Annotated in this window: 12 protein-coding genes; 4 read left to right on the plus strand and 8 right to left on the minus strand. The window is 68.8% G+C overall.

Annotated features, from left to right (window positions below):
- Positions 1-168 precede the first annotated feature (168 nt).
- Positions 169-1,383, minus strand: a complete 1,215-nt coding sequence (locus tag NGR01S_RS00515; RefSeq protein WP_063034252.1) for a phospholipase D-like domain-containing protein — start codon at positions 1,381-1,383, stop codon at positions 169-171.
- Positions 1,384-1,668: 285 nt separating this feature from the next.
- Between NGR01S_RS00515 and NGR01S_RS00520 the strand changes: the two genes are divergently transcribed.
- Both NGR01S_RS00520 and NGR01S_RS00525 read left to right on the plus strand, forming a co-directional pair.
- Positions 1,669-2,574 (plus strand): phosphotransferase enzyme family protein, encoded by a 906-nt coding sequence (locus NGR01S_RS00520; protein WP_063034148.1) that lies wholly within the window; start codon positions 1,669-1,671, stop codon positions 2,572-2,574.
- A 95-nt stretch (positions 2,575-2,669) separates the two neighbouring features.
- Entirely contained in the window at positions 2,670-3,257 is a 588-nt protein-coding gene (locus tag NGR01S_RS00525; protein WP_063034149.1) for an HdeD family acid-resistance protein, read from the plus strand.
- Between the two features lie 67 nt (positions 3,258-3,324).
- On the opposite strand, the gene NGR01S_RS00530 is transcribed toward NGR01S_RS00525, so the two are convergent.
- The 4 genes from NGR01S_RS00530 to NGR01S_RS32115 all read right to left on the minus strand — a co-directional run bounded on the left by NGR01S_RS00530 (position 3,325) and on the right by NGR01S_RS32115 (position 6,941).
- Positions 3,325-4,773: a DHA2 family efflux MFS transporter permease subunit gene (locus NGR01S_RS00530; protein ID WP_063034150.1), complete on the minus strand. Its 1,449-nt coding sequence runs from the start codon at positions 4,771-4,773 to the stop codon at positions 3,325-3,327.
- A gap of 236 nt (positions 4,774-5,009) precedes the next feature.
- Complete coding sequence (locus NGR01S_RS00535) at positions 5,010-5,330, minus strand: hypothetical protein (RefSeq protein ID WP_063034151.1); 321 nt, start codon at positions 5,328-5,330, stop codon at positions 5,010-5,012.
- Between the two features lie 10 nt (positions 5,331-5,340).
- A complete protein-coding gene (locus NGR01S_RS32110) occupies positions 5,341-6,261 on the minus strand; it encodes an alpha/beta fold hydrolase (RefSeq protein WP_063034152.1) in 921 nt (306 codons plus the stop codon).
- Entirely contained in the window at positions 6,258-6,941 is a 684-nt protein-coding gene (locus NGR01S_RS32115) for a TetR/AcrR family transcriptional regulator (RefSeq protein WP_063034153.1), read from the minus strand. Before NGR01S_RS32115 ends, NGR01S_RS32110 begins: the two co-directional genes overlap by 4 nt.
- A 285-nt stretch (positions 6,942-7,226) precedes the next feature.
- Between NGR01S_RS32115 and lysX the strand changes: the two genes are divergently transcribed.
- Positions 7,227-10,544: a bifunctional lysylphosphatidylglycerol synthetase/lysine--tRNA ligase LysX gene (gene lysX, locus NGR01S_RS00550; RefSeq protein WP_084480252.1), complete on the plus strand. Its 3,318-nt coding sequence runs from the start codon at positions 7,227-7,229 to the stop codon at positions 10,542-10,544.
- A 35-nt stretch (positions 10,545-10,579) separates the two neighbouring features.
- Here lysX and NGR01S_RS00555 read toward each other — a convergent pair whose 3' ends face one another.
- The gene (locus NGR01S_RS00555; RefSeq protein WP_063034155.1) at positions 10,580-11,269 is read right to left on the minus strand and encodes a rhomboid-like protein; all 690 of its coding nucleotides are present in this window, start codon (positions 11,267-11,269) and stop codon (positions 10,580-10,582) included.
- A gap of 237 nt (positions 11,270-11,506) precedes the next feature.
- On the opposite strand from NGR01S_RS00555, the gene NGR01S_RS00560 reads away from it, so the two are divergent.
- Positions 11,507-12,838, plus strand: a complete 1,332-nt coding sequence (locus NGR01S_RS00560) for an alpha/beta hydrolase (protein WP_063034156.1) — start codon at positions 11,507-11,509, stop codon at positions 12,836-12,838.
- A gap of 117 nt (positions 12,839-12,955) precedes the next feature.
- On the opposite strand, the gene NGR01S_RS00565 is transcribed toward NGR01S_RS00560, so the two are convergent.
- Entirely contained in the window at positions 12,956-13,537 is a 582-nt protein-coding gene (locus NGR01S_RS00565) for a TetR/AcrR family transcriptional regulator (RefSeq protein WP_063034157.1), read from the minus strand.
- A gap of 11 nt (positions 13,538-13,548) precedes the next feature.
- Positions 13,549-15,090, minus strand: coding sequence for an MFS transporter (locus NGR01S_RS00570; protein ID WP_063034158.1), 1,542 nt, complete (start codon positions 15,088-15,090; stop codon positions 13,549-13,551).
- Between the last annotated feature and the right edge of the window lie 54 nt (positions 15,091-15,144).

Consider the following 15,144-nt stretch of genomic DNA (forward strand, 5'->3'; position numbering starts at 1 on the left):
GGCCGCGCCGAACCCTTCGTTTCGTGGACCTACCCGCTGTGCGATACCGGCCGCACCCGACGGCCGGACCCGCATCGCGGGCCCCGGTTCGGGACGACGAGGACCGGTCCGGAAGCGATTCCGCTCTTTTCGTTTTCCGGCTTGTTTCCCGGCCGCCGGTGGTGGGCGTCACAGATACCGGCGGATCGGCCACATCGCGGCCTCCCGGACGCGCTGCGCGAGCGAACGTCGCTGCCAGCGGGTTTCCTCGATCAGCACGCTGACCGTGGCGTCGGCGTCGAAATGCTCATCGAGCGTCGTGGTGAACTGTTCGTCGAGCACGACGAGCATGATCTCCTCGTCGTGGTCCAGCGAGCGCCGGTTGAAGTTCGTCGACCCCACCAGCGCCGCGATCCCGTCCACCGTGATGACCTTGGCGTGCATCATCGTCGGCTGGTATTGCAGGATCTTCACCCCGCAGGCGAGCAGATCGCTGTAGAAATGTTGGCCGGCCAGCTGGCATACGCGTTTGTCTGTGTGCGGGCCGGGCAGCAGGATCTCCACCTCCACCCCGCGTCGCGCGGCGGCGCAGAGCAGTTCGATGAAATAGGCGTCCGGCGAGAAGTAGGCCGTGGCCAGCCGGAGCCGCTGCTCGGCCGATTCGATGACGACCCGCAGCAGGGTCTGCATATCCTGCCAGCCGAGGCTCGCCGACCCCCGGACCACCTGGACGACCGCCGAACCGTGGTGTTGCTGTGGGGCGAAGCGGTCGCGCTCGTCGAAGAGCGCGTCATGGCATTCCGCCCAGTTCTGCGCGAAGGCGGCCGCGACCCCGTCCACCGCCGGGCCCTCGATCCGCACATGGGTATCGCGCCATTCGTGCTCGTTGCGCGCGTCGCCGCACCACTCCTCGGCGATACCCACCCCGCCGGTGAACGCGGTCCGTTCATCGACAACAAGCACTTTGCGGTGACACCGGTGGTTCTGCTTGAGCGGGGAGAGGGACACCGGTCTGCGGAACCAGGCGACCTGCACTCCCGCGCGTTCCATGAGTGCCAGCAGGTCTTTCTCGATCGATCGGCTGCCGAAACCGTCCAGCAGCAGCCGTACCCGGAGACCGGCCTCGGCGCGCTCGGCGAGCGCGTAGGCGAACTGCCGGGCGATATCGCCCTGCCAGTACACGAAGGTCATCATGTCGACGGTGTGCTCGGCGTCCCGGATGGCGCCCAGCATCGCCGGGAAGATCTCGTCGCCGTTGCGGAGCGCCACCAGCGCGTTCCCCTCGGTGGCGGCGACCCCGAGGAGCCGTTCCAGCCGCCTGCGCATCCGGACCCCCGCGGTGGGGGGCTCCGCCGCGGGAGACGCCGGCTCGGCGGGCTCGCGTAGATCTCGGGTACTGGTCACGATGAACTCCTCTGCCTGCACACCGAGCGTCATGCCGGTACGGGCGCTTCCTCGGTGTGCTCCGACCTTAACCGGCGGCACCGCCTCCGCTACGCGGTGCCCTGGGGTGATCACAGGTGCGCGGAACCACCTCGGCGAGCCATACCCGATCGCTTCGGCGAAGTATCGCCGCCGACGAGAATCACACCGTCCGAGCCGAGTGGGTGCCCGTCGTGGATGCTCCCGGGACCGGCGCGGCCCGGGCCGCGCCGCGGGCCGGACCGCCCACCCGGTAATAGTGGGAGCGTGATCTACATCGATCTGCCACTCACCGAGGACATCCGGGCCGCGGTCGCCGCATCCTGGGGATACGAAGGCGAGAGCGAACGACTCCACGGCGGCGAGGAATCGGCCGCATACCGGGTGGGCGAGGTCGTCGTGCGGATCGGATCGCCGCGGCGCGACCCGCAGGAGATGGAGTGGTGCCACGGGATCGCCGCCGCCGCACGCGCCGTACCGGAGGTCGTGGCACCGCTGCCCCGCGCGGACGGATCGACGGTGGAGGTGGTGGCCGGGCGCCCCGTCAGCGTCTGGCCGCTGGTCGACGGCCGCTGGACCGAGAGTGCGGACCGGATCCAGTTCACCGAGGCGGCCGGTCTGCTGGCCCGGGTGCATCGTGCTCTCGCCGAGCACCGGCCCCCGCCGCGGCCGCGGCCCTCGTTCCTCGAGATCGGTCTGGACGGTGCGCCCTCGGCCGAGCTACCGGACCCGGAGCTGGACCGCTGGCTGGCCGCCTTCACCGCGACGGCGCAGGCCCAGCCCCTGCACGGTGACTACTACGAGGGCAACCTGTTGTCGCGCGACGGTCATGTGGTGGCTCTGATCGATTGGGACGAGGCCGCGATCGGGCCGCCGGAACTCGAACTGGCCTCGGCGGCGCTCGAGTTCGCCGACGAGTTCGGCCGCGACCTGTCCGGTGCCCGGGCGTTCGTCGATGCCTATCTCGGCGCGGGTGGCACCGCGGGAGAACTCGACGACATCACACTCGCGCAGCTCATGCGCCACAGGTTGCGCCGGGAAGCGGTCTACTTCGGCATCGCCGTCGCCCGTGGGGTGCGGCACGACGAGGACGATCTCGAATACCACCGGCAGCGGCTGGCGGCCTTCCATCGGCTCCGGCCGGATCCGGCCTGCCTGGGGCCCACGGTGTAGTACTCGCGGGTGCGCGGACGGCCCGTGCCGTCACCGTATCGTTTCGATCCTGGCGAATTGCCGGCAATCAACCGGCGGCGTCATATCATGCCTGCATGACATCCAGCGATACGCAGTACGAGGGGCCGTTGCATCGACTGGCCCGCAGCGCGTGGCAGGCGATGTTGGTCATCGGCCTGGTATCGGTGGTCGTCGGTGTCGTGGTGCTGGTCTGGCCCGGCCCGACGATCGTGGTCCTGGCCGTTCTGTTCGGTATCTACCTGCTGGTGTCGGGTGTCTTCCAATTGATCGCGGCGTTCGGCGGTCATGTCTCGGGCGGCTGGCGGGTCATGCTGATCGTCAGTGCGGTGCTGTCGTTCATCCTGGGTTTCTTCGCCTTGCGCCATCTTGGCGACGCCGTGCTGCTGATGGCCCTGTGGATCGGTATCGGCTGGATGTTCCGCGGCGTAGCGGTGCTGGTCGCCGCCGCCGACGCGCCCTCGGGCACCTCTGGGCGCGGTTGGAACGTCTTCTTCGGCATCGTGCTGCTGATCGGTGGCGGAATGTTGATCGTCTGGCCGTTCAATTCCGTCGCGGTCCTGACCCTGGTGGCCGGTTGGTGGTTGATCTTCATGGGCATCGTGGAGGTCGTCGGCGCCTTCCAGGTACGTGGCCGGGCGAAGGTCACGCCGAATGTCCTCTGATCTCACGCCGTCGGCAACCGACTGGCAATCGTGCTCCCGGCCTACCGGGTACCGGTCGGACCGGTGATCACCGTCGCCTGGGTAGCAGCAATGCCGGGATCAGGGCCAGTGCGATCATGGCCGGGGCGATCAGGTAGGTGTGCTGGAAAGCTTCGGCCAGGGCGGGAGTCAGCGCGGCCCGCTGTGCCGGGGCCATGGTGTGCAGGGCCTGCAATCCGCCGTCGGCCGGCAGCAGCGCGGCCAGCGTCACCGAGGTCGTCGCGGTGCCGAGGGCGAGCGCGGTGGTGCTGATCATGTTCAGCACCGTCGATCCCGCGGGCTGTTGTTCCCGGTTCAGCGGCCGGGTCGCGGTCGTCAGCACCGGCATCATGGTGCCGCCGCCGCCCGCGCCCATCAGTAACATCGTGGCTCCGAGCGCCCAGTACGGCGTATCCGCGTCGAGCTGGATCACGAACAGCACGAAACCGGTGAGCGCCACCGCGATGGAGCCGGGCAGGTAGCGACCGGGCGGGATCCGGTCGATCAGCCTGCCCGCCACCTGCATGGTCGCGCCCGACGCCAGCGCGAACGGAATGCCCAGCGCACCGGCCACCAGCGCCGATTCGCCACGCACCACCTGGAAGTACAGGGGCAGCAACACCATCGATCCGAAGTAGCCACTCGCGAACAGCGCCAGCAGCGCGGCCGACGTGCCGGTGATCCGATTGCCGAGCACCCGCAGATCCAGTAGCGGCACCGCGGTGGTCAGCGAGCGGCGCACGAACGCGGCCACGAGCCCGCCGCCCATAAGGATGGGCACCCACACCGCCGGTGTGGCGAAACCGGCGTGTTCACCCGCGGCGGTCACTCCGTAGATCAGCAGCGCCAGTCCCGGCGACATCAGCAGCAGCCCGACGACATCCAGCATGCGCGGCGGCGCCGGTGCGTCGCCGGGCAGCACTTTCACCGCCAGGAGCAGAACCAGTGCGCCCAGCGGCAGATTGATGAAGAACATCCACCGCCATGACACCTCGTCGATGAGATAACCGCCGATCACCGGACCCAGCAGCGGACCGACCAGCACGGCCAAGCCCAGTGTGCTCATCGCCCGGCCCAGCCGCTCCGGCCCGGCGGCGCGCAACAGGATCGTCATCGCCACCGGCATCAGCAATCCACCGCTCGCGCCCTGCACGACCCGGAACGCGATCAGCGACTGGATGTTCCAGGCCAGCCCGGCCAGCACCGAGCCGAACGCGAATACGGCGACCGCGGCCAGATACAGCCGCTTCGCCCCGAACCGGCCGACCAGCCACGCCGAGGCCGGCACCACCGCGCCGAGCGCGAGCGAGTACCCGGTGGCCACCCACTGGATCGTGCTCAGGCCCGCGTGGAACTGCACGGACAATCTGTTGATGGCGACGTTCACTATGGTCTGATCGAGCGTCGCCATAATCGTTCCGACCACGAGAACAAGCGCGATGGTGAGCGGATTACGGGCGTCGGCCGATGGTGCCGGTGTGGTCTCGGTGGTGATCATGGCTCTGGCTTTCGGTCCGGGCGGGGCGGTGGTACCGCCGGGTCTGGAGACCCTCCGGAAAGCCTGTAACCTCAATCGTTATTGAGGTCAATGGGTGTGAGAAATGTGACAGTCGCGGAAGCGAATGCCGGTGATGGAGTTCGTGCCGGGGTTTCGGTATGTGCGGTAGCCGGTTCCTGTATCGGCCGCCGCGGTTTCCCGAGCTCCGGCGGCTCGGGACCGCGTCCGGGGAGCGATTATCGAGCGGAAGCCGACCAGCCGTAGTGGGTCGCGGTATGCCCCGCCGGCACCGTGGCCACGGGTGCGCCGCTGCAGTCCGGGGAGTTGTATACGTGGAAATCGCGAGTGCTGCGGTTGTCGAACCGGATCTCACGCTGGAAACCGCTCGCCCAGCAGGAATCGAGATCGGACAATTCCAAGTTGTTGTCGACGATCACCACTTCCCGGCCGTCACCGAGACCAGCCGATCCGGTGGGAAACGCGGCTGCGGCGGGAGCCGTGGCGGTTACTGCGGCGACTGCGAGAATAGCTGTGAGAGAGAATTTTTCGAATTTCATGTGCTCGATATTAGCTGAGCTCCGGTGAGTAATTGCCACCGGGGCCGGTTCGACGCTGCTCGATTCGACCGAGGAATTCCTCGGCCACGCGCACGAATTCGGCCGGCCGATCATAGGTGACGATATGGCCGGCTCCGGGTAAAGTGACCAGCTCTCCGCCGGGTGCTGCCGTGGCGGCGGCGGCGAGTTCGGTGTGGCCGACCAGGGTGTCGTGTTCGCCGCGCATCCAGAGGCTGGGCACCTCGAGCCCGGCCAGTTCGGTGAGGTAGTTGAGCCGCATGCGCCGGGGGCCGTACGCGTCGACCATCCAGTCGTCGAGTGCCGGTTCGCCGTACTCGGCCTTGGCGCGCGCTTCGGCCCGGACGAGGTCGAGGATCGTATCGAAGCCGGGTGTCTCGGCTCCGGCGGTGAGGCTGCCGATCATCGACTTCCGGAGTGTTTTCGGGCTGCGGGCGAGGTATTTGCTCGTGAGTTTCAACAGTCCCGGGGTGTTGATCATCGCCCAGGTGGTGAACTGGGCGGGCCGTTTCGCGCCGATACCGCCCGGTCCGATCGCGAGCAGGGCCGAGACCCGCTCGGGGTGGCGCAGGGCGTATCCGATACCGAGTCCGCCGCCGAGGGACAACCCGATGAGCGCTGTTCGGGGGAGGTCGAGCTGGTTGAGGAGGTCATCGAGGAAGTCGTCGAAGAACCGGCGGTCGAGGCGGCCGTGCCATGGTCGGCTGGCCCCGTGGCGGGGCAGGTCGATCGCATGAACCTGGTATTTCGCCGCCAGGCGGTGGGCGACATCGCGCCAGACGCCCGCGGCGGTATCGAGCATGCCGCCGTGTAGCAGCAGCACGGGTGGGCCGTGGTCGCCGGACCGGTAATGGCGGACCGGGCCGCCGCGGACGACGAGGTCGGTATGAGAGGTGAAAGCGGTGGTGGTCACAGAGGGTCTCCCGGTCGGGCGAGTTGATCGGACAGTTGGTCGAGCAGGGTGAGCTGGGCGTGGCGGGCGGCCGCGGCGTCCACCGGCCCGTCGCCGGCCAGTCCGCGGCCCGCCAGCTCCGCGAAGAGCGTGACGACGTCGCCGAACTCCGCCGGGCTCGCGGCGCCGAGGACGCCCGGGGCGTTGATCAGGCCGATGGTGAAGAAGCCGAGCATCCGGGTGATGGTCTCGCTCGGCACGGTGTCCACGACGACACCGGCTCGTTGCAGTCGTTCGATGTAGTCGGCGAGCCAGCCGAAACGCATGGCGTAACGCTGGTCGGCGACTCCGCGGACGTGTTCGCCCAGCACCGCGTCGTCGCCCAGATACAGCGCTCGCATGAGCGGTTCGGACAGCAGCGCCTCCACGCCGAACCGGTACACGGCGGGTAGATCGACCACGCCGTCGGTATCGCGCACCTGCTGGTGGACCTGTGTGGTCATCCGGCGCATGCTGCGGACGAGGACGGCGTCCAGGATGGCCGCTTTGTCGGCGAACTCGCGGTAGACGGCGCCTTTGCCGATGCCGGCGCGTTCGGCGATATCCGCGACCGTGGTGCGGGGCCATCCGGTTTCGAGGATCAGCTCGGCGGCCGCGGTCAGGATCCTGCCGCGCCGGTCGGGGACCAGAGGGCGGGGCATACGGCTCCTGCGGTTGTAGTGACCAGAATTCAATACCTGGTCACTACGGTAGCAGAGGTATACGGCGGTTCGACAGGCGAACTGGGCGGGATCGGGATAGCCAGTAGGATGCCAACCACTTCGAAAGGGGTTGTCGGGTCCGGCCGCGACGCGTCTTCCTGGCTTGTCCAGTGACTCCCGCGGGAAACCGGATACCGGTAGCCTTCTGTGTGCCGAAGGCGGGGGGATTTCGATGAATACAGCGACGAGAGCGATATCCGAGGCGGATCGCGAGAGGGGTCGCCGATGGCTACGAAAGCGGGGCCGACGCCTGCGCGCATCCGGCGCGGGTGGGTGGACCGCCGTGCCGAGGTTCCACACTTCGCCGCGCTTACGGTCGGAGTGTTCGCCGTCGTCGTCGCGCTGTGGAGCCTGTCCCCGATCTTGCGCAAGGTGTTGCACGTCCCTCGCGCGTACATCGACCATTACTACTTCGGCGCGCCGGATACGAGTGTCACCTGGGCGCTGGTCCTCGGCCTGCTGGCCGCCGCGCTGGCGCGCCGCAAACGAGTCGCCTGGTGGCTGCTGACGGTCTATCTGGCCGCGTTCACCCTGCTCAATCTGTTCGAGGTGATCACCGACCACAGTGTGCACGCCGGGGTGGCTCTCGGTGTGCACCTCGTGACGCTCGGCATCCTGATCGACGCGCACCGGGAATTCGGCACCCGGGTCCGGCGCGGTGCCGGCCGGCGCGCGCTGCTGGTGCTCGTCGGCCTGTTGTCGGCCGGGACGCTGCTCGGCTGGGGACTGGTCGAGCTCTTCCCCGGGACACTGGCCCCCGGGCAACGGTTCCTCTGGTCGTTGGCGCGGGTGACCGCGCTCGCCGCGGCGATCAGCCGGGAATCCGAAGTGTTCGACGGCCGTCCCGGACCGGGGCTCAACACTCTGCTCGGGCTCTTCGGCGTGGTCGCGGTGCTGGCCGCGGTTTTCGTGCTGTTCCGGTCCCAGCGCGCCGACAACGCGATGTCCGGTACCGATGAATCCGCTCTCCGCGGCCTGCTCGCCACCTCCGCCAACCCCGACTCGCTGGACTATTTCGCCACCCGCCGTGACAAGTCGGTGGTTTTCGCGCCCGACGCCACCGCGGCGATCACCTACCGGGTCGAGGCCGGTGTCTGCCTGGCGGGCGGCGACCCGCTCGGCACCGCTGCCCACTGGCCACAGGCGATCGCCGAATGGCGTGCGTTGTGCGCACGATACGGCTGGGAGCCCGCGGTGATGGGGGCGAGCGAGGCGGGCGCCCGCGCGCATGCGGCGGCCGGTGCCGCAGTCCTGCATCTGGGTGACGAGGCGATCGTCTCCACCCGCGCGCTGCGCACCCTCGGCGGCCAGCAGATGCGGTCCGTACGGCAGGCCGCCGCCCGGGCCCGCGGGCACGGCCTGCGGGTCCGGGTGCGCCGGCATCGTGACATCCCACCCGACGAGATGAGCGAGCTGATCCGGCTGGCCGATCTGTGGCGGGACACCGGGACCGAACGCGGTTTCTCGATGGCTCTCGGCCGGCTCGGCGACCGCCTCGACGGCGATTGCCTGCTCGTCGAGGCGCTGACCGCCGACGGCGAGTGCGTCGGACTGCTGTCACTGGTGCCGTGGGGTTCCTCGGGTGCGTCACTGGATCTGATGCGGCGCGGCCCGCATGCGCCGAACGGGTGCGTGGAGCTGATGGTGACCGACCTCGCGGCTGCCGCCGACGGCTTCGGCCTACGGCGACTGTCGTTGAATTTCGCGGTGATGCGATCGGTTTTCGAGGAGGGCGCGCGAATCGGTGCCGGGCCGGTCCTGCGGCTGTGGCGATCGCTGCTGGTCTTCTCGTCCCGGTGGTGGCAACTGGAATCCCTGTACCGGTCCAACGCGAAGTATCAGCCGCAATGGATACCCCGCTTCGTCTGCTACCAGGATAAACGCTCGCTACCGCGAGTCGGTTGGGCCGCTGCGCTCGCCGAGGGTTTCGTCACGATGCCGTGGCGCAACGATCGCGGGGACGCCGCGCGAGAGCACACCGGCACGCGGATCGCGGTGCCCGCCGCGGTGCTGGAATCCGGTGCGCTGCACGCCGACGGCAGCCCGCCTCGCCTCGCGGAACCCGCCCCGGCGTCGCGCCCGCGCCGCAGACCCGAGCAGGTCCGGGTCCGGATGGCCGAACTCGCCGCGCTCGGCGACGCCGGTATCGACCCGTACCCGGTCGCCGTGGCGCCGACTCATACGATCGCCGACGCGACCGGGACGGCACGCGGCACCACGGTGCGCATCGCGGGTCGGATTCTACGGCTGCGCGATTTCGGCGGCGTGGTGTTCGCGGTGCTGCGGGACTGGTCCGGCGATATCCAGGTGCTGGTCGACGCCGAGCGGGTGGGTCGCGGCCGGGTGCGCGATTTCGCCGGCTTCGATCTCGGGGACCTGGTCGGTGTCCGCGGTACGGTCGGGGCCAGCCGGAACGGAACGGAATCCGTCGTCGCCACCGAGTGGCGGCTGGACGGGAAATGCCTGCACCCGCTACCCGACAAATGGCGGGGGCTGGTGGATCCCGAAGCCCGGGTACGGCAGCGCTATGTGGATCTGGCGGTCAACGGGAACGCCCGCGGCCTGTTGCGGCGGCGTAGCGCCATCGTCCGGTCCATGCGCGAGACGCTCGGCGCCCGCGGCTACCTCGAGGTCGAGACCCCGATCCTCCAGCAGGTGCACGGGGGCGCCAATGCGGCACCGTTCCGCACCCACATCAACGCCTACAACCTCGATCTGTATCTGCGGATCGCGCCGGAGCTGTATCTCAAACGCCTGTGCGTCGCCGGGATACCCAAGGTTTTCGAGCTCGGCCGGGCGTTCCGCAACGAAGGCGCCGACTTCGCGCACAACCCCGAGTTCACGATCCTGGAGGCCTATGAGGCCTACAGCGACTACGAGAAGATGATGGAGTTGTGCCGCAGTCTGATCCAGTCCGCAGCGCTCGCCGCGCACGGCAGGCCGATCGTCCGGCGGCCCGGCCCGGACGGCACGCTGGTCGATATCGATATCTCCGGGCCGTGGCCGGTGCGGACGATGCACGACGCGGTCGGCGAGGCGATCGGACACCGGCTCACTCCGCAGACCCCGGCGCCGGTGCTGCGGCAGTGGTGCGACGAGCGGGGGATCGCGCACCAGCCGAGCTGGGATGCCGGCGCCCTGGCACAGAAGATGTACGAGCACCTGGTCGAGGGCCACACCGGGTTCCCCACCTTCTATACGAATTTCCCGACCTCGATGTCACCGCTGACCCGGCCGCATCCCACCATCGCCGGTGTCGCGGCGAAATGGGATCTGGTGGCCTGGGGGGTCGAGCTCGGCACGGCCTACAGCGAGTTGACCGATCCGATCGACCAGCGTCGCCGGCTCACCGCGCAGTCGTTGCTCGCCGCCGCCGGTAACGAGGAGGCCATGGAGGTGGACGAGGACTTCCTCCAGGCGCTGGAACACGCCATGCCCCCGACGGGCGGGCTCGGTCTCGGCGTCGACCGTGTCGTCATGCTCATCACCGGCGGCAGCATCCGGGAATCGCTGGCGTTCCCGCTGGCGAAACCGCACGGATAGCCGAGACCCAGTCGAGCCTCGGGCGGTTGCCCGGGTCAGGAGGTTCGGGCCCGGTGTCGTCGCCACTCGGTGACCGGGTCCCACTGCGGCGCGGTCCGGCCCCGGGTGAGCGGGTAGGCGGCCAGTCCGATCAACAGCGCGGCGAAATGCCCGATCGCGGTGAAGTTCGGGTCGGTCACCAGCGGAATGCCGAACCACAGGAGGCTCGCGCCGAGATACAGCCACCGCCATGGGGGCGCCATGTGATAGGTGAGAACCCCGACGATGCCGGCGAGGAAGTAGCTGACACCGATATCGCGCACGTCGATCATGCCGGGATCGGCGTAACCGCGGTGAATGGCCAGGGCGAGTATGCCCTGGCTGATATAGGTGGCCCCGACGTGCGCGGTGAGACCGGCGATCGCCCAGCGCAGCGAGCCGAGCCACCGTTCGGCCGGGGCATGGAAGACACAGAACAGCAGCAGGTACGGGAACCAGAAGTAGCCGGCGACCCACAGCAGACTGGTGACGAGGACATGCACCGGATCGGATTCGAGATGACGGAGGTTGGTCGACCGTTCACCGAGGACGCGCTGTAGATCGTCGAGCGGCAGCAGATGCTGGACGATCGTGGTGATCAACAGCAGCATCAGCCAGGCGAACGTCCACGGCGCGCTACGCACGTAATGCCATACGAAGGCTGTGCCACGGTGCACGGCGTGGCCGGTATCGGCTGTCTCACTCATCGGCGGCCCTCCCGGTGGAAGTCCTTCGCCACGAGGGCTGCGGTCGCCCGGCCGACCGCTACCGGTTCCGCGAGCTCCGCGTTTCCCGACGCGGCCGACTGGCGGTACGGGCCGACTGTCCTACACCCTTCGGGTACGACACTACCCAGGTCAGGTGCGCCTCGGCGGCAACTGCACGAGGTTTCCGACAGGCATACGGCCGAGCGGGCGCCCGGCGGCGGCCGCATACTGGACATTATGTCGTGGACCGGGCTCCGGGCGGGGGTGCTCGACCTTCCGGTGACGACGACCGGCGCAGTGTTCGTGTTCGTCGTCGTCACGGCGGTGGGTCTGGCGACGCTGGTCACCCGGGTGCAGCGCCGCTGGCTGCTCGTCGGGCTCAGCACGGTGGCGGTGGGGAGTGTCGCGGTGGTGGCGCTCGCCGCGGTGTTCGTGGAGAAGGTGTGGCGGCCTTTTCCCGACCGCCTGCCGGGGGTCGTCTATGTGTGGTCGGGGGTGGCGGTTCTCGCGATCGCGCTGCTCGTCGGCCGGTATATCGTGCGGCGGCGGGATCGGTCCCGGCCGCTGGTCGCCGCGGGGCTCCTCGCGATGGCGGCGGCGGTGGTGCTCTGTGCCGCAGGCGGGATCAACGCGGTCTACGTCGCGTATCCGACGGTACGCACGGTCCTCGGCATCCGCGACTTCCGCACTGTTCCATTCGATGCCGCCCTGGCACCCGGGCCGGGAGCGGCGGCGAATCCGCCGCTCGCGAGTTGGACGCCCCCCGCCGATCTGCCGAAAACCGGTGCGGTGACCGAGACCGATATTCCCGGGGCCGTCTCCCGGTTCTCCGCTCGTGCGGCGCGGATCTATCTCCCGCCCGCCTACTTCGCCACGCCACGACCCGACCTGCCGGTGCTCGTGCTCTTGGCGGGCCAGCCCGGCAGTACCGCCGACTGGCTGGTCGGCGGCCGGCTGACCGAGACCATGGATGCGTACGCGGCCGGGCACCGGGGTCTCGCGCCGATCGTCGTCCTCGCCGACGGCACCGGCGGTCAGTTGCGCAACCCACTCTGTGTCGATTCGCGCCTCGGGAACGCCGCGACGTACCTGAGCGTCGACGTGCCGACATGGGTGCGGGCCCACCTGCAGGTCGACCCGGATCCGCGGGCGTGGGCCGTCGGTGGTCTGTCCTCCGGCGGTACCTGTGCCGTGCAACTGGCGACCACCCGCCCCGAGGTGTATCCCACATTCCTGGACATGTCCGGGCAGGCCGACCCGGGCCTCGGCGACCGGGACACCACGATCCGGGAGGTTTTCGGCGGGGACGCGGCGGCCTTCGCCCGTAACGATCCCGCCGAGCTACTGGCCCACAACAGCTATCCCGGCTCGGCCGGTGGGTTCGTGGTGGGCCTCGGTGACACCGAATATCGTGGTGCAGTGGAGCGGCTCGCCGTCGCGGCGCGGGCTGCGGGAATGGACGTTCACCTCACCGAGGTGCCGGGTTCGCACAGCTTCGCCGTATGGTCCGCCGGCCTCGAGAAGGAGATGCCGTGGCTCGGCCACCGGCTCGGCCTGGACGGGTCGTAACGGCCGATACGGTCGCGGTCCATCCGTTCGCCTCCTGTCATGGTGATGGAGGCGGCGATGCCGCGGCGCGGGAGGTTCGCGACCCGAGTGAGGGCGTCGGTCGCCTGCCCGCTGCGGCTACCGACCGCCGCCGAGTAGAGCCTTGCGGAGGACTGCCCGGATGTGGGCGGGGTCGGCTTCGCGGTCGTCGAGGAGGATGGCGGTGCACAGGCCGTCGGACAAGGCCACAAAGGCCTCGATCGTCTCGGTGTCGTCGGTGTGTGCCCGGGCGAGTTCGGCGACATTGTCGCGCCAGCGTCGCGCGATCGGCCGCAGGGCCGGTCGGCGGGCGGCGAGGGTCGACAGTTCGCGTTCGGCGAGTGCTCGCTCGCGTCCGGGTCCGCCGGATTCGACGATCAGCTCCGCCAGCCCGGCCAGTGGATCGTCCGCGGTGTCGATGAGTTGTCGAATACGGCGGGTGTATTCGTCCGTCACGCTGGTCAGGGCGGCTATCAGCAGGTCGTCCAGGGTGGCGAAGTAGTAGAGCGTCAGACTGGTGGTGATGCCGGCTTCCTTGGCGACGGTGCGGTGGGTGACGCCGGTCGCGCCGTCACGTCGGACGATCTCGAGCGTGGCCTCGATGATCTGGGCGCGTCGAAGCCGACCACGCTGTTTGCGCCCGTCGACCGTCTCGTGTCCACTGTTTTCTTCGGCCGTCATTGCCTCATCTGTCATAGATCGGTCCCGGGTGTCGAGGCTATCGACTTCGCGTCACGGTCGGCTTTGCCGGGGGGCCGGAGGTGCCGAAGCATCACGAAGCACACCGAGGACGCGAAGGCGATGGCGACGCCTGCGACGAGGGCGGCCGTGCCGAGGCCGTCGGTGAATACGCTTCGCGCATGGTCGAAAGCGTCGGGCGGGATCCGGTCCACGACCGATGAGGCGCCGGAGAGGCTGGTGCCGTAGGTTTCGGCCACGGATGCCGGCAGACCGGAAGGTGTTTCGATCTCGCGGCGGTAGATGGCGGTGGTGAGGCTGCCCAGGAGCGCGACGCCGGCGGCGATGCCGAACTCTTGAACGGTCTCGGACAGAGCCGCCGCCGAACCGGACTTGTCCGGTGGCGCAGCACCCATGACGATGTCGGTACCCAGTGCGGCGATGACCCCGAGACCCAGGTAGACGAGGGCGAATCCGGCGACGACAGCCGGCTTGCTGTCGGTCCCGGCCGAGGCCAGCAGCCAGTATCCGGCCAGCGACAGCGTCAGGGTGCCCGCCATGATGACGCCGGGGGATACGCGGCCGGACAACAGCGGGGCACCGATCGCGCCGATGAGCATGGCCAGCGCGGGCGGGCCCATCCACAGCCCGGTGTCGGTCGGCGACAGGCCGGTCACGAACTGCAGGTACTGGGTGACCAGGAACATCACGCCACCGAACCCGGCCAAGCCGATCAACAACACCGATAGGGCCGCGGTGAAGGCCGGGTTGGCGAACAGCTTCATATCGAGCAGCGGTTCCGCGAGCCGCAGCTGACGCCGGACGAATGCGACGGTAGCGCCACCACCGAGCAGGATTGCGGCCGCGGTCTGGATATCGATGCCGTGGACGGCGACATGTTTGATCGCATAGATGATCGGCAGCATGGCCGCCAGGGACAACCCGACGCTGAGCATGTCGAGTCCACCTGCGCGCGTGCGGTACTCCGGAAGCAGCACGGGTGCGCCGGCCAGGACCAGCAAGGCGACGGGCACCGCGATGAGGAAGACCGCGCCCCACCAGAAGGTGGTGACCAGTATTCCGCCGACGACCGGGCCCGCGGCCATCCCCGCAGCGAACATCGTCGCCCACACCCCGATGGCCAATGCTCGTTGCCGGGAGTCGGTGAACATGGTGCCGATCAAGGACAGGGTCGAGGGCATCAGCGTCGCTCCGGCCACGCCGAGAAGTGCGCGCGCCACGATCAGCCACAGCGTGCCGGGAGCGAACGCCGCGAAGACGGAGGCCGCGGCGAACGCCGACACTCCGATCATCAGCAACCGGCGCCGTCCGATCCGATCACCCAACGTACCCATCGTGACCAGGAATCCGGCGATGAAGAAGCCGTAGGCGTCCATGATCCACAGGGTCTCGGTCGCGCTCGGGGCCAGGTCCACGGTCAGCTTCGGTACGACCAGGTAGAGCGCGGTCACATCCAGCCCCAACAGCATGGTCGGCACCGCCAGCAACCCGAGACCACTCCATTCACGCCATCCGGCGCCCCGTCCCGCGGCCATCCCGGCTCCTCTCTCTATTTGAACCATCGTACTAGTTGTACCATCGTTCAAATA

Source organism: Nocardia grenadensis NBRC 108939, assembly GCF_001613445.1.
GTDB lineage: Bacteria > Actinomycetota > Actinomycetes > Mycobacteriales > Mycobacteriaceae > Nocardia > Nocardia grenadensis.